Annotated in this window: 14 protein-coding genes and 1 pseudogene; 9 read left to right on the top strand and 6 right to left on the bottom strand. The window is 70.8% G+C overall.

All coding sequences use genetic code 11. The features are described 5' to 3' along the window. Nucleotides 1-31 precede the first annotated feature (31 nt). From N2652_01795 to N2652_01780, 4 genes are all read left to right on the top strand, one after another. A complete protein-coding gene (locus tag N2652_01795; GenBank protein ID MCX7817936.1) occupies nucleotides 32-1,012 on the top strand; it encodes a lysophospholipid acyltransferase family protein in 981 nt (326 codons plus the stop codon). After that, nucleotides 1,009-2,688: a hypothetical protein gene (locus N2652_01790; GenBank protein ID MCX7817935.1), complete on the top strand. Its 1,680-nt coding sequence runs from the start codon at nucleotides 1,009-1,011 to the stop codon at nucleotides 2,686-2,688. Before N2652_01795 ends, N2652_01790 begins: the two co-directional genes overlap by 4 nt. A 76-nt stretch (nucleotides 2,689-2,764) precedes the next feature. Next, nucleotides 2,765-3,418: a response regulator transcription factor gene (locus N2652_01785; GenBank protein ID MCX7817934.1), complete on the top strand. Its 654-nt coding sequence runs from the start codon at nucleotides 2,765-2,767 to the stop codon at nucleotides 3,416-3,418. Continuing rightward, nucleotides 3,415-4,935, top strand: a complete 1,521-nt coding sequence (locus N2652_01780; protein ID MCX7817933.1) for a HAMP domain-containing histidine kinase — start codon at nucleotides 3,415-3,417, stop codon at nucleotides 4,933-4,935. The genes N2652_01785 and N2652_01780 overlap by 4 nt, the downstream gene beginning before the upstream one ends. Before the next feature lie 17 nt (nucleotides 4,936-4,952). On the opposite strand, the gene N2652_01775 is transcribed toward N2652_01780, so the two are convergent. From N2652_01775 to hrpB, 3 genes are all read right to left on the bottom strand, one after another. Continuing rightward, entirely contained in the window at nucleotides 4,953-7,328 is a 2,376-nt protein-coding gene (locus tag N2652_01775) for a DUF87 domain-containing protein (GenBank protein MCX7817932.1), read from the bottom strand. Between the two features lie 18 nt (nucleotides 7,329-7,346). Beyond that, nucleotides 7,347-8,060: a DUF481 domain-containing protein gene (locus N2652_01770; protein MCX7817931.1), complete on the bottom strand. Its 714-nt coding sequence runs from the start codon at nucleotides 8,058-8,060 to the stop codon at nucleotides 7,347-7,349. A 67-nt stretch (nucleotides 8,061-8,127) separates the two neighbouring features. Next, on the bottom strand, nucleotides 8,128-10,662 hold the full coding sequence (gene hrpB / locus N2652_01765; GenBank protein ID MCX7817930.1) for an ATP-dependent helicase HrpB: 2,535 nt from the start codon (nucleotides 10,660-10,662) through the stop codon (nucleotides 8,128-8,130). Nucleotides 10,663-10,740: 78 nt separating this feature from the next. Here hrpB and N2652_01760 point away from each other — a divergent pair, with 78 nt between their 5' ends. Continuing rightward, nucleotides 10,741-12,594: a hypothetical protein gene (locus N2652_01760; GenBank protein MCX7817929.1), complete on the top strand. Its 1,854-nt coding sequence runs from the start codon at nucleotides 10,741-10,743 to the stop codon at nucleotides 12,592-12,594. On the opposite strand, the pseudogene der reads toward N2652_01760, so the two are convergent. Further along, nucleotides 12,507-13,946: pseudogene (gene der / locus N2652_01755) on the bottom strand (ribosome biogenesis GTPase Der). The gene N2652_01760 and the pseudogene der overlap by 88 nt on opposite strands. A gap of 183 nt (nucleotides 13,947-14,129) precedes the next feature. Between der and N2652_01750 the strand changes: the two are divergent. Further along, on the top strand, nucleotides 14,130-15,596 hold the full coding sequence (locus N2652_01750; GenBank protein MCX7817928.1) for an FGGY family carbohydrate kinase: 1,467 nt from the start codon (nucleotides 14,130-14,132) through the stop codon (nucleotides 15,594-15,596). Here N2652_01750 and N2652_01745 read toward each other — a convergent pair. After that, nucleotides 15,532-17,559: a glycoside hydrolase family 127 protein gene (locus tag N2652_01745; GenBank protein MCX7817927.1), complete on the bottom strand. Its 2,028-nt coding sequence runs from the start codon at nucleotides 17,557-17,559 to the stop codon at nucleotides 15,532-15,534. The genes N2652_01750 and N2652_01745 overlap by 65 nt on opposite strands. Then, nucleotides 17,556-18,734, bottom strand: a complete 1,179-nt coding sequence (locus N2652_01740; GenBank protein ID MCX7817926.1) for a Gfo/Idh/MocA family oxidoreductase — start codon at nucleotides 18,732-18,734, stop codon at nucleotides 17,556-17,558. The genes N2652_01745 and N2652_01740 overlap by 4 nt, the downstream gene beginning before the upstream one ends. Before the next feature lie 143 nt (nucleotides 18,735-18,877). On the opposite strand from N2652_01740, the gene N2652_01735 reads away from it, so the two are divergent. Genes N2652_01735 through N2652_01725 form a run of 3 tightly spaced genes read left to right on the top strand, consistent with a single transcriptional unit; the run spans nucleotide 18,878 to nucleotide 20,925 of the window. Further along, on the top strand, nucleotides 18,878-19,957 hold the full coding sequence (locus N2652_01735; GenBank protein ID MCX7817925.1) for a TRAM domain-containing protein: 1,080 nt from the start codon (nucleotides 18,878-18,880) through the stop codon (nucleotides 19,955-19,957). A gap of 3 nt (nucleotides 19,958-19,960) precedes the next feature. Continuing rightward, nucleotides 19,961-20,719 (top strand): NERD domain-containing protein, encoded by a 759-nt coding sequence (locus N2652_01730; GenBank protein MCX7817924.1) that lies wholly within the window; start codon nucleotides 19,961-19,963, stop codon nucleotides 20,717-20,719. Continuing rightward, nucleotides 20,719-20,925, top strand: a complete 207-nt coding sequence (locus N2652_01725) for a hypothetical protein (GenBank protein ID MCX7817923.1) — start codon at nucleotides 20,719-20,721, stop codon at nucleotides 20,923-20,925. Before N2652_01730 ends, N2652_01725 begins: the two co-directional genes overlap by 1 nt. Nucleotide 20,926 lies beyond the last annotated feature (1 nt).

Genomic DNA, 20,926 nt, shown 5'->3' with positions numbered 1-20,926 from the left:
CGGCCGCCATCCGATACGTTCGGTGTTCGAGTTGATCGCGACGCGAGCCGCGTGCGCGACCATTCCCCGCCTAAGCCGATCCGCAGTGCTGGCGGCTGCTCGCGCGTTCGCAAAAGCGGCCGCGGCGACGCCCTCGCACGCGCGAAAGGTCGCGCTCGCGAACCTCCAACTGGCCTACGGAGAAGAGCTGTCCGCGGCGGCGCGCCGGCAGCGAATGCGGCGGTCGTTCGAAAGCTTTGCGCTCGCGCTGCTCGACGCGGTTTGGTTTGGCGGTGGCGCGCCGCAGCGGCTGCGCGATCACGTACGGCATGATCGGGCGTTTCTGGAGCGGATTCGGGCTGATCGTCCGCACGTGTTGTTGACCGCCCACCTGGGCGACTGGGAGGCGCTCGGGCAGGCGGTGGCCGCGGAGGGCGTGCGGTTGATGAGCGTCGCGGCACCCCTGGCGAATCCTTCAGTCGATCGCCTCTTCGCTGAACTCCGACGCGCATCGGGGCAAACCATCGTTCCGCAGCGCGGCGCGATGCTCCGGCTGTGGCGGCACTTGAAGGACGGCGGTCAGGTGGCGATGCTGCTGGACCAGAACGTGAAGCCGGAGGAGGGCGGCGTGTTTGTGCCGTTTTTCGGTCTGCCGGTTCCGGTCTCGCGCGCAGCCGCCGCGCTCGCGCTCCGGATGCGGTGCCCGATTCTCTCCGCGTTCATGCTGGCGGAATCGGACGGCACCTGCCGGGTCATTGCGGGAGAAGCGATCGAGCCGAGTGCCTTTCCGAGCGGCGAGGACGCGGAGGCGGTCGCGCAGCTGACCGCGGAAGTGGCCGCGTTGTGTGAGCGAGCGGTGCGGCGCTGGCCCGATGCCTGGCTCTGGAGCTACAAACGGTGGAAACACGTGCCGCCCGGGGCGCCGGCCGAACGCTATCCGTTCTACGCGAAGCCGTGGCGACCGGCTGCTGTCGACCGAGCCGAGGCGACGCCGGCGGTCGCCGCCCCGCCAGTGGGAGGTCCCGCGAAGTGAAACGAATCCCAGCCCATATTGTGGCCATGTGGATCGCGGCGTTGTCCAATGGTGCGGCAGCGGAGGTACCCCCGCTGCGATGGGTGTGGATCTTCGGCTGGAGCGTCCATCGCGAGCGGGATCTTCCGGAGATTTTGCAGCTGGTGCACCGGGCGGCCCGAGCGGGCGCGAACGGTGTGGTGATGGGAGGGTTCGATACGCTCTGTCGGGCCTCGCCCGTGGCGGTGACGAACATCGCGCGGCTCCGCGAGGCCTGCGAGCGGGAGGGTCTGGAGCTGGTGCCCGCCCTGTTTGCGATCGGGTACGGCGGCTGGGCGCTGGCGCATGATCCGCACCTGGCGGAAGGGCTGCCGGTGCGGGGGGCGCGAATGATCGCGCGCGGATCCGAGATCCGATGGGAACCGGAGCCGGCGCCGGCGTTGCGGAATCCAGGGTTCGAAGAGCACACCCATCATCGGTTCCCCGGCTTTCGGTTTGTGGATCTGCCGGGCGTGATCAGCTTTGCCGACACCAGCACGGTTCACGAGGGCCGCTCGTCGCTGCGGCTCGAAAACTTCACCGCGCACTCCGCCGGCAATGCGCGCGCGATGCAGGAAGTACAGGTGCGCCCGTGGCGAACGTACCGATTCAGCGTCTGGGTCCGAACGGAGAATCTCGCGCCCGCCGACGCGCTGCGGGTGCAGGTGCTGGCGGGTGACCGCTCACTCGCGCCCAGGGAATTCCATCTGGGGCCCACACGGGATTGGACGCAGCTGAGCGTGCTGTTCAATTCCATGGAGTTCGAAACCGTCCGGCTCTATGCCGGCGTCTGGGGGGGGCGGGCCGGACGGCTCTGGCTCGACGACTGGCAGCTCGAGGAGGTCGGCCCGTCGCAGGTGTTGCGTCGTCCCGGCACGCCGGTGTCGCTGCACAGCGACGATGGCGCGGTCGCTTACCTCGAAGGCCGCGATTTCATCGTGCCAGACGATCCGCGTTTTAGCCCCTACCGGCCGGACCGCCCCCCGCTGGTGTTTCGCCGTCCCGAGAGCAGCCGCATTCGAGACGGTGAACGTCTGCGCGCCGACTGGTATCACCCGATGGTGGTGCACGAGTCGCAGGTCACCGTGTGCATGGCGGAGCCCAAGCTCGACGAGATCGCGGCGGAGGAGGCCGAGCGCATCAGCCGGCTGCTGCGACCGCGGCGTGCGCTGCTGAGCATGGACGAGGTCCGCATGGGCGGCACCTGCCGCGCGTGCGAGGGGTGCAACATGGCGGAGCTGCTCGGCCGCTGCGCCGAGCGTATGGGCGCGGCACTGCGGCGGCACCTGCCCGAGGTGGAGCTGTTCATCTGGTCGGACATGTTCGACCCCCACCACAACGCGCGGGCCGGCTACTATCTGGTGAGGGGGGACTTCACCGGGTCGTGGCGGCATCTTCCGCGTGAGGTGGCGATCGTGGTCTGGGGGGGCGGACCTCGCGAGGCGAGCCTCCGCTTTTTTGCGAACGAGGGGCGGTCGATCGTGATCGCAAACTACTACGATGCCGACGACCTCACCCACGTCCGCGAGTGGCTGGAACTGGGTCGAGCGCTGCCGCAGGTTCGCGGCTACATGTACACCACCTGGCAGAAACGGTACGAACTTCTCGACGACTACGCCCGCCTCGTTTGGGGCGGCCGTCCGGCCGCACCGCGGTGAGGAGGACCACCGCACGGAGGGCGGTCTTCATGATCGCTTCAGACGGGGTTGGCGACACTCCCGCGCCGGACCGGACATGCGTGTGCTTGTGATCGAGGATGAGCCGGACCTGTTGACCGGCATCGCGCGTGCGCTCCGAGATGAGGGCTATGCGGTGGACACCGCGGCGGACGGCGAGGACGGTCTGTTCAAGGCCGAGAGCTGGCCCTACGACCTGATTCTGCTCGACGTGATGCTGCCGGGACCGGACGGATGGGAAATTCTGCGCCGGCTGCGGGCGCGCGGCCGGCGGGTGCCGGTGCTGATGCTGACCGCGCGCGACGCCGTCGCCGATCGGGTGCGAGGGCTGGACAGCGGGGCCGACGACTCCCTGACCAAGCCGTTCGCGCTCGCGGAGCTGCTGGCGCGCGTGCGCGCGCTGATCCGTCGCGGCGCCGACCAGCCCTCCCCGCTGATTCCGCTCGCCGACGCGGTGCTCGATTTGCGGGCGCGCGCGGTGCTGCGCAACGGCCGGGTGGTGCCGCTGACGCCCCGCGAGTATGCGCTGGTGGAATATCTGGCGCTGCACCGCGGCCGCGTCGTCACGCGCACGGAGCTGTACGATCACCTGTTCGGCGAAGACGACGACACGCTCTCGAACTTGCTGGACGTGCATGTTTCGAACATCCGCCGCAAGCTCGGCCACGAGTTCATCCGCACGCGCCGCGGCCACGGTTACTGCATCGAATGAGGCTCTGGCCGCGATCGCTGCGATGGCGTCTGCAGCTCTGGTACGGCACGCTGCTGGCCGCGGTGCTGGCCGGCTTCGCGGCGACCGCGTTCGCGCTCGCCCGCGAAAGTCGAATGCGCCGGGTCGACGAGGATCTCGAACGCCGCACCGCGGCACTGATGCCGGCGTTGCGTCCCCCGCTTCGGGATCGTCTCGGCGGGCTGCGCGCTGTGCCCCCTGCGCCGCTGCGCCCGGACGCCGGCGATCCGGGGGGCCGGCGGCCCGCCACACCGGATGAGCGGCCGCCCGGCGTCGAGCGCGCCTCGCCTCCCCGCTTTCGGCCGGAGCCGCACGGTCCGCCACCGGGCCCGCCGCTCGACACCATCGAGGCGGCGGTGTTTCCCGAGACCGGTCGGGACGCCGCGTACTTCTTCATCGTCGGCACGGACGGCACGGTTCAACGCGCGTCCGTATCGGCGCCCCCCCCGCCCGCGGACTTCGAGCTGCCCGCTGCCGATCGCGCGGTCCGCCAGCGCGGAGAACTGCGGGAACACGTGCGCCGCCTGCGACCGGGGCTGGCGCTGATTGTCGGTCGGCCGATCGGCGCGGAGCTGGCCGAGCTGCGCCGGTTTGGGGCGGGCCTGGTCACCGCCGCCGCGCTGGTGTGGGTGGCGGCGCTGGCGGTCGGCGCACGGTTGGTCCGGCGTGCGATCCGTCCGCTGGAAACCATCAGCGCCACCGCCGCGCGCATCGCCGCCGGCGACCTCGGCTCACGCATCGCGCTCGCCGACACCGACAGCGAACTCGGCGCGCTCGCCCGCGTGCTGAACGACACGTTTGACCGCCTCTGCGAGGCGCTCGCGCGTCAGACCCGGTTCACCGCCGACGCCTCACACGAGCTGCGCACGCCGCTGGCCGTGATCCTGTCACAGACCGAATCGGCGCTCGCGCGCGAGCGGCCCCCGGCGGAGTACCGAGAGGCGCTCGAGGCCTGTCGCCGCGCGGCGCGCCGGCTGCAGCATCTGGTGGAATCGCTGCTGATGCTGGCGCGGTTTGACGCGGGCGGGGGAGGAACGCCGCCAGAGAGCGTCCCGCTGGAGCGGGTCGCCGCGGATGCGCTCGATTTGCTGCGGCCACTGGCAGCCGAACGCCGTCTGGAGATCGTGGCCGACCTGCGACCCGCCGTCTGCGAGGGGCGAGCGGAGGAGCTGGCGCAGGTGGCGCTGAACCTGATCGCGAACGCGATTCACTACAACCGCGACGGCGGTCGTGTCGAGATCGTCACCTGGACGGACGAGAAGGGGGCGCACCTCACAGTACGCGACACCGGCATCGGGATCGCGCCGGAACACCTGCCGCGGATTTTCGAGCGGTTCTACCGCGCCGATCCCGCGCGCAGCCGTTCGAGCGGCCGTGCGGGCCTGGGATTGGCGATCGCCCAGGAGGCGGTCCGGCGGCAGGGAGGCCGGATCGAGGTCTCGAGCCAGCCAGGGCGAGGGAGCGAATTCGTCGTGACACTGCCGACCGCAGCGCGCTGAGCCGGGCCTGCGGCAGGTCAACGGCCCGCGGTGGTCGGCACCCATGCGAGCGCGACCAACTCGATCACCACGTCGCTCTTGCGGGGGCGGATCTCGAACGGTTCGACCGGCGCGGCCGCCGGCGAGCACTCCGCTGCGACCCGGTCGAGTTCGGCCTGCAGTTCCTGCTGTAGCGCGGCGAGCCGCTCGCGGAGCTGTGCCGCGATCTCGCCGGCGCGCGCGACATCACCCCGCTCTCGACCGATACGGCCGGCGGACCGCATTGCGGTCGCGGCGCGACCGACCGTTCCGACACCGAGCGCCTTGCGGCCCAGCAGCGCGCCGAGCAGCACCGAGCCGAACGCGATCGTCGCGTTCATGGTCTGGTAGCGGTACTGCGCCCGCTCTCGTTCGACGCGCTGATCGGCCGCGGCGATCCGCTGCTCGAGCGCCGCCAACCGCTCCGCGTAGCGGCGCCGGATCTCTGCGACGCGCTCATCGCGTCGTTCGCGCAGCGCAAGGCCGACGCGTACGCGGAACTCGCCCTCCGGTTCGCCCGGCCGCGAGGTCATCCGCAGCGGCAGGCAACGGTACAGCTGCAGCACCGCGCTCTGCTGCAGGTGCACCGTAAACGATTTCGTCCAGAGTTGCGCCGAACGAGCCGGGAGCATCCCGCTCCAGGGCGCGGAGCGCACAAGCTCCGCGGAGGGGGCCGACAACGGCGGGACCTCGTCTAGCCGGCGGCCGGCGGACCAGTCGGGCAGACCATCGCCGCCCGAGATCGGCGCCAGCTCCGCCCACGAAACCCAGGTGTCCACATCGGCCGACGGGTCGACGAAATGCAGCCGCGCGCGGCCCAATACAAACGGCCGGGCGACCCGCGGGCCGGAAGGGGTCACGGGCGCGGGCCATTCGATCTCCGGCAGGTCCGGCGGCACCAGCGGCGGTACCGTCGCCGTCGGGACGGCGGAGAGAAGCGGCACGGCCGGCGCGGACACGGTCGGCTCCGGGGCCGTCGTGGCCGGTGCCAGCGAGCGAATCTGCGCGAGGGTGAGCGGGCCTCGCAGCAGCGAAAGGGTCCACCGAGTACGGAACAGCACCGGCGCCGTCTCGTGCACGTTGCGCATCACAAACGTGCGTTTGCCCAGGTTCGAAATCAGCCGGTCCAACTGGTCGGTCGGCACATCGCCGGCGGCGGAGGCAAGGCCCTCGAGCACGCGGGCCTTGTCGCGGTCGGTCTGCAGACGGCCGATCATCCAAGTGCCGGTGTTGCCGAGGCCCTTGTAGTCCAGGTCCACCGGATTCTGTGTTGCAAGCACGACGCCCAGCCCCGCGGCGCGGGCCTGTTTGAGGAGCGTGAGCATCGGCGCTTTCGAAGGTGGCGCGGCGGTCGGCGGAAAGAATCCGAAAATTTCGTCCATGTAGAGCACCGCGCGCAGCGCGGAGGTGCCGGGCTGCGTCCGCATCCACGCGACGACCTCGCCAAGCAGAAGCGTCACCACCATCATGCGTTCCTCGTCGGCCAGATGCGCGAGCGATACCACCGACACGCGCGGACGCCCATCGCGCGAATGGAGCAACCGGCCCACATCCAACGGGTCGCCTTCCAGCCATGCGGCGAAACCGGGCGCGGCGAGCAGGTGGTTCAGCCGCATCGCGAGCTCGAGCCGCGCCCGGGCGGGAAAGAAGGTTTCGAGGTCGAACACTCCGATGCGGTCAAACGGCGGTTTTTGAATCGCACCGATCAGCGAAGGCAGGTCCACCGCACGGCCGCGCTGCCAAGCGTCCGCGATCAGCGCCGCGACGAGGATGTGTTCCCGGCTGCGGACGGGATCGCTATCCACGCCCGCCCAGCTCAACAGGCTGGCCGCGGTGGCGGCGACACGGTCGCGCAGTCGCGAGGGATCGTCTCCAGCGCCGCCGCTGGGCGGCTCGAGCGAGCGCAGCAACGCCAGCGGCCGGCCGGCAGTGCTGCCCGGCGTGTACACGGAGAAGTCGGCGGCGGCGCGCAGCCGCGCGATCCGCTCCAGTGGCTGGCCCCACTCCTCGAGGCCGCGGCGCCAGTCCGCCGCGATCCGCGCCGCCATCGCCTCCGGATCCAACCCTTCCCGCGCCGCCTCCGAAGGGTCCACCCACGGTCGCACATCGCCGGGCTCCATCTGGGGAAACTGCAACAGGAGATTGGCCAGATCGCCTTTCGGATCGAGCACCAGCGCCGGCACCCCGTCGATCGCGGCCTCCTCGATCAGCACAACGCCCAACCCCGTTTTGCCGCTGCCGGTCATGCCGACGATCACTGCGTGAGTCGTCAGATCCGCGGAGTCGTAGAGCAGCGGCGTGTCGGCGAGCTGACCGGTTGCCGGATCGACGAGCCGCCCCAGGTAGAATAGACCGAGCTGTTCGTACTCGTACATGTCGGCGGAGGGCGCGTCTCAGAGCTTCAGCGCCAGGCCGCCGATGACGGAGACGTCGTTCTTTTCCCGTGCTGCGGCCGGCGTGCGGTCATAGGTGTCCCGTACGAGGAGCCGGAGGTTCACCCGCGCGTTCAGCGCCGCCTCTGCGCCGAACTCCGCGTTGATGAGGACGTCGCTCAAGTCGTCGAACGCCGGCAGATATTCCAGCGACTGCCAGAGCTTCGCGCCACTGCCCAGCTCCAGTTCCCATCGCTCCGCCACCCGAAGGCTCCAGTACCGGTCCCGCACGCCGCCCACATCTTCGGCGAGCCATGCGGGGCCGGCTTCAACGGTGAGCCGGACGGTTCTCCGGTCGAGGAGGCGAAGGCCCGCGCCCGGCGAGAGAATCCAGCGGTAGTTCACGTCCGCGACCTGGTCCTGCTGGTAGCCGGCGTTCGCGAGCACAAACCATGCGGCATCCAGATTGCGGCGGAGGCCGGTCTCCGCGCGTGCGTTGTCCACGTCCCGGACGCCCGAGCTCTCACCATAGTTGTAGTCGGCGAGCAGCCGGAGCTCAGCGGAGGTGCCGCGCCAGGCGCTCAACCAGCTGGCGTTGTAGCGTTGCACCTCGGTGTTGCCGTCGCTGAGGTTCAGGCCGAGGCTCAGCGTGTGGCTCCAGCCGGCCGGTGGCGGCTCCGCGGCCCCGGCACCGACCGCGACCGCGAGCAAAACTCCTATGGCGTTCCGGTTCATATCCACCTCCGGCCAGCCGGGCTGGACGACATGAGGCTAGCACCGGCGCATGCGCTTCGCTAGCGCCTCAGCGCCATTCGTGCTTCGGATACCGCCGTGCGAGCTGTGCGCGAAGGTTTGGATACTCCCGCTGCCAGAACGCGGCGAGGTCGCGCGTGATCTGCACCGCTCGCTGGTTCGGTGCCAGCACGTGCAGTACGGGGGTCAGCCGTCCGCCGAGAATCGCCGGCAGGCGCTCAACGCCATACAGCTGCTGGATCGTCGCTGCGATCCATGGTTCGCCGGTGTCGTCGTAGTTCACGCGCACCGGCCGGCCGGCCGGGGTCAGCTCGACGCGTTCCGGCGCCAGCCGTTCCACTGCCGCGACGTGGGTGGCTGGCATCTGCCGTTTTACTGCCGCCAGCCACGATCGGTCGCGCAGATCTCGCGCGCTGAGCGCGCCGCGGCACGCATCGACGAGAGCGGCACGGAGATCCTCCTCGGTGAGTTCGCGCACACCGGCCTCCGGCACGAACCGGGCCACCAGCTCCACCCGGCGCCGCCAGCGCCGCACGGGCTCGTCCCACCCCGGCGGTGCCGCGTCGCCTCGCAGTACTGCGGCCGCCAGCAGCTCCGCGGCCTGTGCGGCATCCGGTTCGGCCGGGGCCCGCTGGAGCGGCAGGTCGTGGTACACCCGCTCCCGCCAGCCAACGACGCGGCGGGCGGCGGGGTCCCACTCAACGACGCTGCGCTCCCGGATGGCGCCGGGCGCCAGCTCGTGCAGCCACGCCTCCTCGATCGCGGTCACGAGCGAGAGCACCACTTCGATCTCCCGGCCCTGTGTTTCGCGAACCTCCGCGGCGACCAGCAACGGGGCCTCGCGCACGATGCTCGATCGCGCCAGCTCGCCGCGCCGACCGTGGACGAGCCGGCAGCGCAGCGTGCCGGCGTCAAGGCGGCGCGCGACACGGTCCGCGAACGCGGCCAGCACGCAGCGGCGAAGTTCAGCATCGTCCGGCGCGGCGTCGGGGACCGGCAGCCCGTCCGCCCGCGCGATCGAGAGGAACCGGTCCCGCAGCGCGGCGGCCTCGCGCGCGGCGGCCATGTGGAGACCGAGCGCGGCCCCTGCCGCCGGATTCCAACGCTGGCGTTCAGCCCACGCGAGCGCCCGCAGGCGCGGTGCGAAGTCCGTCGCGTCGTGGTCGGACACGAACAGTTCCCTGCGACGCGTCTCGACCTCCCGCGGTACACGCGGCAACCAGAAGTCGCGCCCCTGGATCATCGCCGCCACCGCCGCGACCGGCGCGGTGGCGCCACGGCGTGCAGCCTCCAACAACATCCGTGCGTGGCGTGGATGCACCGGAAACGCGAGCAGACGGCGGCCGAGGGGAGTGATGTCGCCTTGTTCGTCGAGCGCCCCGAGCGCCTGCAGCAGGGTTTCCGCGCACCGCAGGCGCTCCGCGGAAGGCGCGTCCAGCCAGCGGAACTCGGCCAGATCGCGCACGCCGGCAGCTTTCAACAACAGCGCGACCTCGCTGAGGTCCACTCGCAGAACCTCCGGCGTCTCCGCCGCCGGTCGCGCCGCCTGATCACGTTCGGACCACAGCCGGATACACAGGCCGGGACCCGTGCGGCCAGCGCGGCCGGCGCGCTGGTCGGCGGCGGCACGGCTGATGCGCTCGATCAGCAGCGTGTCCATGCCGCGGGCGGGGTCGTACCGGGCGATCCGGGCGAGGCCGCTGTCCACCACCAATCGCACGCCCTCGATCGTGATCGAGGTTTCGGCGACATTTGTGGCGACGATGACGCGCCGGCCACCGCCGGCAGCGACCGCCTCCTCCTGCTGTGCCGGCGGCAGGTCGCCGTGCAACGGCAACACCGCCCACCCGCGGGCTTCGGGGCGGCTGAGAACCGCCTCGATCGTGCGGCGGATTTCCCAGTGGCCGGGCATGAAAATCAGTGCGACGCCGTCGCCGCCGGCGCGCGCCCATTCCGCCCAGGCATCGGCGGCCTGCTCCCAGACCGGCGGTGAAGGGCCGCGTCGCGGGTCGGGGGCGCGGTATCGAATCTCGACCGGGTGCGCGCGTCCCGGCGACTGCAACAGGCGGGCGTCGCCGAGATAGGCGCGCAGCGGCTCCGGTGTGAGCGTGGCGCTCATCACGATCAGCCGCAGGTCGGGCCGTGGCCCCTCCTGCAGCTCGAGCGCCAGCGCCAGTGTCACGTCCCCGTAAAGGTGACGCTCGTGAAACTCGTCAAAGATGACCACCGAAACTCCCTGCAGCAGTGGATCGTCGAGCATTTGGCGCAGCAGCACACCCTCGGTGACGTAGCGGATCCGCGTGGACGGTCCGCAGAGCGTCTCGAATCGCACTTGGTATCCGACTTCTTCCCCGGGCGTGCCGCCGCGCTCGCGGGCGACCCTCGCGGCCAGCAGTCGCGCGGCGAGCCGGCGTGGCTGCAGCACGACCACCTGGCCGGGCGCGACGCCGCCGTCCACGAGCATTTGCGGAATCTGCGTGGACTTGCCGGAACCGGTGGGTGCGCAGACCACCGCACGACGAGCGACTCGCATCGCATCGAGCAGTTCGTCACGAAGTTCGACAATAGGAAGAGCGGTGTGCACTGCGCGCGAACATAGCCGGCGCGGTCGTGCGCGGCGAGCGCGGCTCGTGCGCGGTTTCTCCGCCGCTATACTGCGCGTATGCCCGCGCCGCGACGTTGGCCGTCCAGTGCGCTGGCGGTCGTCACGCTCGCGGCCGCCGCTCATGCGGCCACCTGGTACGTAGACGACCGGGGTGGCCGCGATGACGCCGACGGTACCTCGCCGGAGCGCGCGTGGGCGACGCTCGCACGGGTGAACCGCGCGGCGCTGGCGCCGGGCGATCACGTGTTGTTCCGCCGCGGTGGCGAATGGCGGGGTCAGTTGCGGCCTCGCTCCGGTGCACCGGGGGCGCCCATCGTGTATGGCGCCTACGGCCAGGGGCCGACGCCGCGCCTGCTGGGCTCGGTCTCGATGGCGGGTGCGGACGACTGGCTACCCGCCGGCCCGCAGCGGTGGCGCAGCGCGCCACCCCGGTACGACGAAATCGGCGCCGTCCGGCATCTCGATGTGCCTCGCGCATATCTGCACACGGAGGGGGGCGCGCAGGTCGCATTCGAGCGCGCAACGAACGGCGCGCTGAAGCTCGGGTGTGGTGCGCCCGGCATTCGGCCAAATCACGTGCAGCTGGTGCTGCCAGTGGGCGCGGTTCGCGCCGGCGAATACTGGCGGCTGGGCGTCCGTGCGCTCGGCCCGTTGCGCGGCGCGGTGGAGGTACGGTTGCGCGAGCCCCGCGCGCCGTGGCGGCCGCTGGCGCCGCCCGCATTCATGGTGGCATCGGGCGATGTCGCCTCTGCGTTGATGTTCGCCGTCGGCGAAAGCTGTACGGAGGCGGAGATCGCGTGGATGCTCGGCGGCCTGCTCGAGCCGGCGACCGCGCTACAGCTGGAGGGGCTGCGGTGGCAGCAAGTCCGGCCCCGACGCTCTCCGCCGTTCGAGCTGGATGCGGACGTCGGGAACATCATTTTCGATGGCGGCGCGCGCTGGGGAGTGAAACGATGGTCGGCGGCGGAACTGCGCGGCGAGTACGATTTCTGGTATGACCCGCGGACGCGGTGCGTGACGCTCGTGTGCGCGGAGCATCCCGCGCGACGTCACCGCGAGATCGAGCTGGCACTGACGCGCCACATCATTGACCAGACCCGTTGTTCGTGGGTCGTCTACGAGGACCTTGTGCTTGCCTACGGCGCCGCGCACGGGATCGGTGGCGGCTCGACGCGGGGCATCACCGTCCGGCGATGCGACCTGGCATGGATCGGCGGCGGCCTGCAACACTGGCGCAAGGACGGTCGGCCGGTGCGGTATGGCAACGGCATTGAGTTCTGGGCGGACGCCGAGGACTGCCGTGTGGAGGAGTGCCGGTTGTGGGAAATCTACGACGCCGCGCTTACGAATCAGGGTGCGGGGACCAACCGGCAGCGGAACATTGTGTGGCGGCGCAACGTGGTTTGGAACTGCGAGTATTCGTTCGAATACTGGAACCGGGGCGAGGCGAGTCTCACCGAGAACATTCGCTTTGAGTACAACACCTGCGTGGATGCGGGCCGCGGCTGGGGGCACGCACAGAGGCCCGATCCGAACAGCCGACATCTGATGTTTTTCGACAACGCGGCGCGAACGACGAACTTCGTGATCCGCCGGAACATTTTCGCCCGCTCGGCCGACAGCCTAGTGCGGCTGCAGGGGCGGGACTGGACCGCGGCGCTCACGATGGATGAGAACCTGTGGTTCCAGCCCTCGGGGGAGGGACTGTGGTGGGGCGAGGAGCGCGTTCCGGCGGAACGGATCGCGGAGTTCCTGCACCAACGCGGTTTCGACCGGCGGTCGGTGTTCGCAGACCCGCGGTTTGTGGCCGAGGCGCCCGGCGTCTACCGCCCGGATCCAGCAGGGCCCGGCGCACGGTTCGGTGCCGGCGCGCCGTCGGAGGAGGCGGCCGCGCCAGAGACGCCGCGGTGAGCGCCGCGGGGCCGGGGCTCCGCCTCGAGCACCAGCGGCGCGCCCTCGAGGCTCCAGGCAGCGCGAAGGCGGTGGACCAGATAGGCGCGATAGGTCGGCAGCAGCAACGCCGGATCGTTCACGTACAGACGCACGCGCAGCGGCCGGACACCGGTCTGCACCGCGTAGTAGAGCTTCAATCGCCGTCCTTTCACCGTCGGCGGAGCCTGCCGCTCCACCGCCTCGTGGAGCACCCGGTTCAGCAAACCCGTTGTCAACCGCGTGAGCGTGTGGCCGGCGGCTTGGTCCAGCGCCCGGACGACCTCCGCCACTCCCTCGCCGGTGAGCGCGGAGGCGAAGCACATCGGTGCGTAATCGAGAAACGGGAACTCGCGCCGGAGATCCTCACGGGCGTCGCGCTCGCGAAGGCGACGCTCGCGGGGCGACAGACCCGCGGTGACCAGATCCCATTTGTTCGCGACCAGCACGCAGCCGACCATCGAGTCGGCCACCATCCGCCCGATACGCTGGTCCTGACGGGTGGGCCCCAGCGAGGCGTCGAGCATCACCACCGCGAGGTCCGCCCGCCGCAGCGCCCGCTCCGCGCGGGCGATGCTGAACCGCTCCACCGCCGACTCGAGCCGCTTGGAGGCCCGCAGTCCGGCGGTGTCGACAAGCAGGTACGACCGGCGGCCGCCGCCGATGTCCACTGAGAACGGCACTTCTACGCAGTCGCGGGTGGTGCCGGGCACCGGTGAGACCACCAGGCGCTCCTGCCGCAAAAGCCGGTTGATGAACGAGGATTTGCCCGCGTTGGGCCGGCCGAGCACCACGACACGGGTGGGCGGCGGGCCGACGGACTGCGAACCGCCGCCCTCGGGGCGCGACGGCCAGCGGGCCACGACCCAGTCCAAAAGCGCATCCACGCCGCGACCGTGCTCCGCGGAGACCGCAAACACCGGCCAGCCCAATCGGTGGAACTCAACCGCGGCCGGCTCCAGCTCGGACCGGTCGGCCTTGTTGGCAGCCACTGCGACTGGGCGGCCGGACTCGCGCAGTCGCTGTGCGACCTCCTCATCGAGCGGCGTGCAACCCGCCTGCACGTCGGTGACCATCACGATCGCGTCGGCGTCTTCGATCGCGGCCTCCACCTGCTGGCGGATCGCCGCGGTGATCTCGTCCGGTGCGCGGGCGCGGTCAATGAGAGCGAGACCGCCGGTATCAAACAGCCGGAAGGTTCGGCCCGCCCATCGCGCCTCCGCGGCGATGCGATCGCGCGTGACACCCGGCTCGTCGTGCACGATCGCGAGGCGTCGGCCGACGATTCGGTTGAACAGTGCGGACTTGCCGACGTTCGGCCGGCCGACGATCGCCACCGTTCCGCTGACCGTGGCATCGTTCGGGACGTCCTTCATCGGGGTGCGCTCGAAGACGGCCGGTGCCTGTCGGTTCGCACGGGCCGCGCGAATCGTGAGCTTGCGCGCGCATCCGCGTCAAGCGGCGCTGGAGGTGGGGCGCACCGCGCGCTACAGTCGCTGCGGTTGTCGGTGCTCCCGATGAAGCCAAGCCATAGTGCCGCGGCGCCGTTCTTCGCTCGCGGCTCAGCGGTGCGCCGCCATGCGGACGGGGAAGGGCTGGTGTGGCTCGGTTTGGATTTTGGTACCAGCAAGGTGGCCGCGGTGCTCATCGCCGGCGACGGACGGGTGCTTACGGTGCGATCGCGGCCGCATCGCGCGGACCTGCCGGTGCCGCAGGGCCGCGCGGAACAAGACGCTCGCCGCACTCTGCGTTGTGCGCGCGCGCTGGTTCGCTCGCTGCCGGCGTCGCTACGGCGGCGTGTCGGCGGGGTGGGTATTGCGGCGCAAATGCACGGCGTGCTGCTGGTTGACCGTCGGGGACGGCCGCTCACACCGCTGGTCACCTGGCAGGACGCGCGGGCGATCGAGCGGCCCGGCTGGCTGGCGGGACTGCGGCGTCGAGCGCGCCGCATGCTGCAGGCCGGCTACGGTGCGGTGACGCTGGCGTGGTGGCGGCGCTCGCGGATTGCGCCCTCGCGCGGCGCAGCGCTCGCGTTGAACATCGGCGACGTGGTGGTCGCGGAGTTGTGCGGGCTCCCCCGGCCGCCGATGACAGAGTCCATCGCCGACTCGTGGGGGGTGTATGACTCGCTGCGGCACCGGTGGGACCGCGCCGCCCTTGCACGGCTGCACGTGCCGCTGCGGTGGTTGCCGGGCGTGGTTTCGAACGGAAGTGCGGCGGGAACCGTGAGTGCACAGGCCGCCCGGGCGTGGGGACTGCCCGCCGGCATCCCCGTCACCGCGGCGGTGGGGGACCAGGCGGCCGCTGCGTTCGCGACGGTGCGCGAGCCGGCGCAGGAGATCGCCGTCACGGTGGGGACCGGCGCGCAGGCGGCGGTCGTGTGCCGTCGGTGCCCGCGGTCGCGACCGAGCGGAGCGCGCTGGGAGTACCGGCCCTATTTCGGTGGGCAGTGGCTGTGCACCGCCGCCTCGCTGAACGGTGGGGCGGCGTGGCGCTGGCTGGCGGAGCTCGTACAGGACTGGTGCGCTGCCGCAACGGGCCGGCGTCCGCCGCGCGGCGAGGTGTTTGGCCGGCTCAACCGTCTCGGCCGGAGGGCCCGCCGCGAGGTGCTCGTGGACCCCTGTTGGTTCGGAGAGCGGGGCGAGGAGGGGCGGACCGGCCGGATCGAGCGGCTCGGTCCGATCCCACCGCGACTCGGTGAACTGGCGCGTGGGGTGGCTCGAGGCATTGCGCGCAATCTCCGGGAGCGGTTGCCGGCGATCGCGCTGCGCGGCCGGCGCCGCATCGTCGCCAGCGGGAATGCGCTGCGTCGCAACCCGCTGCTGCGCGATATGGTGCGGCGCGAGTTCGGACTGCCGATGGCGCTGTCGCCTGCGGCGGAAGAAACTGCCGTCGGCGCAGCGCTGCTCGCGCGCGAGCTCACTGCGCCGCGGCGGAATCGGACCCGCCACCTGTTCGATCGGCGCACAGCCAGACGGCGCTGAAGCGCGAGCGCGCGTCCCACGTATTGCCCGCGGAGGAAAAGTCACAGACCTCCGCGCGAGTGCCATCGGGCCATACTAGCCGCCACGCTTTCCAGACGTTCGCGGGTGCGGGCAGCGGCTCCGCGCGCGGCGTCGGCGGCTCACCAACGCTCCACGGCCACCGCCGCATCGGCGCGACCTCGCCGAGCCGCGCGTCCCGCGCAAGCGCGACCGGTCCCTTAAACCAAAAGACCGCCCGTGTGTGCGGCAGCGCGTCGGCTGGCGTGACAGTCTTCACCTGTACCGTCTTGCGCCTTGTCGGATCCCACCGCGGCACTCCGAGCGACGCCCATTCCTCCGCCGCCTTTTGCAGCTCGACATCCGTCCACGCATACCTGGCTGGTTCGAAGAGCTCCGCGTGCACGGGCGTCGCCAGCGAGAGCTCGACCACCGTCCGGCTCGGCCAGTTCCGTCCCAGCGAGATCCAGCGCGCAGTCCCGGCTTCGACCGGTCGTCCGGCAACGCGTGCGCGCACCTGTCGTGCCCAAAGCGGCCGCCGAACGCGCAGATCAAACTCCGCCGGCCGTGCCGGTTCGACGACCAGGCGCAGCGGCTCGTCGGCCAGCACATCTCCCTCCAGCTCTAGCCGCACGGCGGTACCGTCGCGGAGGACGATCCGTGCGCTCATCGGTTCGAAAAGAGCGAGCCGGACCCCCTCCGCATCGGTCCACAAGGATGCTTCCACCGCCTGAAAGAGTCCCCGCGGAAGGTTGTCCACACAACAGTGGTGGTGAGGGAGGAAGTGAGGATGCGCGGGCACATGCTCATGGCTCGACCGCAGGCGGCGCAGGCCCCATGTGCCGTCCGGCGAGAGTCCAGCGAGCAGCGCGTTGTAAAGGCTGCGCTCGAACTCGTCGAGATAGGTGACCTCACCGGTCCAGCGGAATAGCTCGAAGGCCAGGCGGTTCCAGTACACGACGTCGCAAAGCTCGGCGAGGGTGTTCACGAGGCCCCGCGCACCAACGAACTTGTCGTTCAGACTGACCGAGCCGAGGGGAGAACGTTCCCAGTCGCGGATGAGGTGGTACAGATTGCGCGCGGCATCGAACAGCGCGGCCTCTCCCGTCACACCGTGGAGCGCGAGCATGCCCTCCACGCAAGACATGAATTCATAGCTCTTAGTCCACTGCGTTGGAGGAATGTTGGGAAACCAGCGGTGAATTGGAGTGCTGCCGGTGCCGCGCCGCAAAAGGTCGGGTGGACCGGCGGGATGGCGCGACCACTGCTCCGTGATGTACTTCGCATAAGCGAGGTCGCGCGGGTCGCCACTGGCGCGGTACAGCAGCACCACCGGCGTGAGGATCGAGGTGCTCGGCAGGCCATAGAAGTGGCCGGTCTCGATCAGGTTGCTCGCAGCTGGTCCGAACTCGCTGGCAAGGTGGTCTATGAACCGACGGGTGGCAGGGAGGATGCGCTCGTCGCGGAGGAGTTCGCGCGCCTCGAGCAACCCCCAGAGCGTGTATTTGCGGCACCAGATGTTCCAGGTGGTGGGGCCGGCAAAAGCGGACCGACGATACGTGCCGAGGTAGCCGTTCGGATCCTGCGCAGCGAGCAGTCCCTCGACCGCCCTGGCGATTCGCTCACGCAGCGCGGCGTCGGCGTAGTAGCGCTGCGCGGCGACCGCGGAAAGGATGTACTTGCCCCAGAACTCTCCCCGCCACTGACCCGCCTTGGGGTAGGTAAGGTCGTCTTCCCGTCGCCGGAACGCCTCCTCAGTTTCCGGATAGATCCGCGCCCACGCTGCCGGATCGGTGATGCGCGCGGTCGCGACCCCATCCAGCCGGCGGCCCAGATGCCCGCGCCACCGTACCGACCCGAGCGGGGCGGGTTCCAGCGGTGGCACGGGGGCGGACTCGGGCTGAGTCATCGCCGCGGCCGCACCCATCAGCGGCACCACCCACCCAGCCTTCCACGCTCGTCTCACCCTTCCGGCTTCCTTTGCGCGTGTCCACGGCTGGTCCTGTCTGCCGCGCCGGAGCGGCGGCGCAGCGAGCGGTGCAGGCGCTCGAACGCGCGCGCGTCCAGTGGCAGCGGAACCGGCCGTTCGCGCAGCGCCGACCACAATATCGCGTTCGCCAGCTCGACCTGCCGCACACCGTCCTCCAACGGGGCAACCAGCGGCGCGTCGTCCAGCACCGCCTCGACAAAGTTCCGGATCACCGCCTCGTGCGGCGGTTCGCGCGGCGCACCGCACTCGATCGTCCGCTCGCGCGCGGGGGGTTTGGCAAACGGCTCGCGCGCGTCGCGGGCGAAGCGGTCCGACCGCACCTGGTTCAACCGCAGCCGGATCGCGGTTCCCTCCACCACCGCGAGGCCGCCCGTGCCGGCGACCGCGAGCCGGCGCTCGCCCGGCGCCTCGCCGGTGGAGGTGATGAACACCCCCGTCAGTCCTCGCGAATACTCGAACAGCGCGGCGGCTTCGTCCTCCACCTCGATCGGATGACGCCGGCCGAACCCTGCGAGTGCACAGACCTTCGAGGGCGGTCCGAACAGATGCAGCCACAGGTCGAGCTGATGGGGGCACTGGTTGACCAGCACTCCGCCGCCCTCTGTGGCCCACGACCCCCGCCAGCCGGCCGCGCGGTAGTAGGCGTCGGGCCGGAACCAGTCGGTCACCACCCACGTCACGCGCTGAAGCTCGCCGAGCACGCGGTCGCGCAGCAGTGCGGCCATCCGGTGCCAAACCGGCTCGGTGCGCATCTGGAACATGACGCCAGCGCGCTGGGCGGGGCGCACACGCGCCGCCTCGAGCAGCCGCTGGGCTTCCGCCAGCGTCACCGCAACCGGCTTTTCCACCAGCACGTGGAGCCCCGCCCGCAGCGCGTCGAGCGCGATCGGGACGTGTGCGTAGTGCGGGGTGGCGATCAGCAGCGCATCGCACAGGCCCGAGCGGACCAGCTCGCGGTGGTCGCGCACGAACGCGCAACCGAGCCGCTCTGCGATCGCTCGTTTTGCCGGGTCCCGCGAGCAGACCGCGGTGAGCCTTGCCCGTCGCGTCCGCGAGATTCTTTCTGCGTGGTCCGCACCGATCGTGCCGAGCCCGACCACCCCCCAGCGCAGCGACCGGCCCCGTCCTCCGTACGGTTGCGTCGCGCTCATGGCATCAGCCTAGCGGTCGCGCGTGCGCGCGTCGAGAACCCCCACGGACCGACCCGCCGGGCGGCGGTTGCCTCGCTGCAGAAACGCTGGTTTATTGATGCCGCATGCTGCCGGGGATCGCGCCGCATGCGGGAGTGAACGCGATGACGAACCCGCTGTCCGATTCCTACCCCCGTTCTGCGCCACCCGGCTGGCTGTTGCTGGCGGTCTCGCTGGTGGCTGGGGGCGCAGCAATTCGACTGGCCTGGGGCGCACGGCCGGAGGCGCCGGAAGTGGTCCGCCGCCACCTGTCGGTAGAGGAGAGCGCGGCGTTGAGCCTCAACCTCGGCACGACGCTCGATGTGCTGGCGCATCCGGACGTGCCGCCGAGGGTGGGCGGTCGCTATCGCGTGCGGATTGAGGAGGCAGCGCGGCAACAGGCGGATGGCGTCGCGCGGATCGGTGGTCGCGTCACATTCGTGAGCGGGGCACGAGCCGGTGAGGTCCGAACGGTGGAGGTGATCTCGCTGCGCGGGACCATTGCGGAGGCGGTGCCGCTGGGCCCACCGGAGTCCGCTGTGCCGGCCGTGCAGCTCGCGCAGGGAGCTGCCGCACCGCCGGCGCCGCCGGCAAACCTGCACACCGCAGTGGTTGAGGGGGTGGGCAGCCGGGGTGACGGGCGCGTGATGCTCGACGGTCTACCGGTGTACATCCCCGGGGCGGCGGCGGGTGAGCGTGTCGTGTTTGAGATTGTGCGGCGCGGGGAGCGGTCCGCGATCGGGCGTCTAGTGGAGAAGCTGCCGGCCGAGGGTGGTGCCGAGCCCGTACCCGTGCCGCCGGCAAACCTGCACACCGCAGTGGTTGAGGGGGTGGGCAGCCGGGGCGACGGGCGCGTGATGCTCGACGGTCTGCCGGTGTACATCCCTGGGGCGGCGGCGGGTGAGCGCGTCGTGTTTGAGATTGTGCGGCGCGGGGAGCGGTCTGCGACCGGGCGGCTGGTTGCGAAGTTGCGGGCGGAGGGCGGTGGACCGTCGGGTGGCAGCGGCCCGCTCAGGGTGGGCGACGTGCTGGAGGTGACCATCACGGAACGCGCGTACCGGGCGCCGGATCGCGACGGGGTTGCGCGCGTCGGCGGATTTCCGGTGATCGTGCCCGGCACGCAGACCGGTCAGACGCTCCGCGTGCGAATCCTCGAGATCCGCGAACGACATGCGGTGGCGGAGCGGTTGACCGATGCCCCCTGAACCATGGCCCGGGTGTTGACGACGGAGTCCTCGCTGGCCGAGCGCCGAGATGCGGTGCGGTCGGAGGCGCGACGGCTGAAGCGCCTCGTGCCGCTGGAGGCGGCCGCCGCTGTGGTGTGTGGGGTGTTGGCGGCCGTCACGGTGGCGCGCGGCGGTCGCGCGGCACCGTGGCTGGCGGCGGCGGGGGCGGCGGTGGTGCTGGCGGTCGGGCACGGCTGGAAAAGCCGTCAGGACGTAGAAGAAGATCGGATGCTTCGTATCGGACGCGGCGGCGAACACCGCGTCGCCGACCGACTTGCGGAGCTCGACGACCGGCACGCGGTATTCAATGACCTCTCGATCCGCAGCGGTCTGCGCCGCGCTCAGGTGGATCACCTTGTGGTAGGCCCGCACGGCGTCGTGGTGATTGAAACGAAGAACTGGGGCGGCACGCTCAGCGGGCGCGCGACGGACACGACCTGGCGACAGGACCGGCCCGGCCGACCGTCCCGCCGGCTCGACAACCCGCTGCGGCAGAACCGCCAGCAGGTGACCGTGGTGCGGGCGTGTCTGGCCGGCGCGCAGCTTGGCCACGTGCCGGTGGACCCGCTGGTGGTCTTCGCCGCGCCGGACGTGCGGCTGAACATTGAGTCGGACCGGCCCCTGCCGCTGGTTCGGGCGGAGGAGCTGCCGCGCTGGTGGTCCGCGCGGCTTGCCGCGCCGCCCGTGATCGGCCCGGACGACATCGAACGAGTGATCCGCCGCGTCCAGGAGGCGATGTGATGCGCGGCGCCGGGCGGCGGTGGGTGCTGGCGATCAACACCGCCGGCTTTGCGTTGTACGTGCTGTGGCTTGCCGGACGCCGCCGTCACATCTTCTTTGATCCGGAGGGGGCGGTGGAACTCTTGCCTTGCCTTGCGTTCCTGTTTGTGTTCGCGGGTTTGGCGGTCGGCGACAGAGAACGGGGTGGAACGGCGGCGGGAGATTGAA

The sequence above is a fragment of the Kiritimatiellia bacterium genome (assembly GCA_026417735.1).
Lineage (GTDB): Bacteria > Verrucomicrobiota > Kiritimatiellia > PWTM01 > PWTM01 > CAACVY01.
This window is presented reverse-complemented; position numbering and strand designations above follow the sequence as displayed.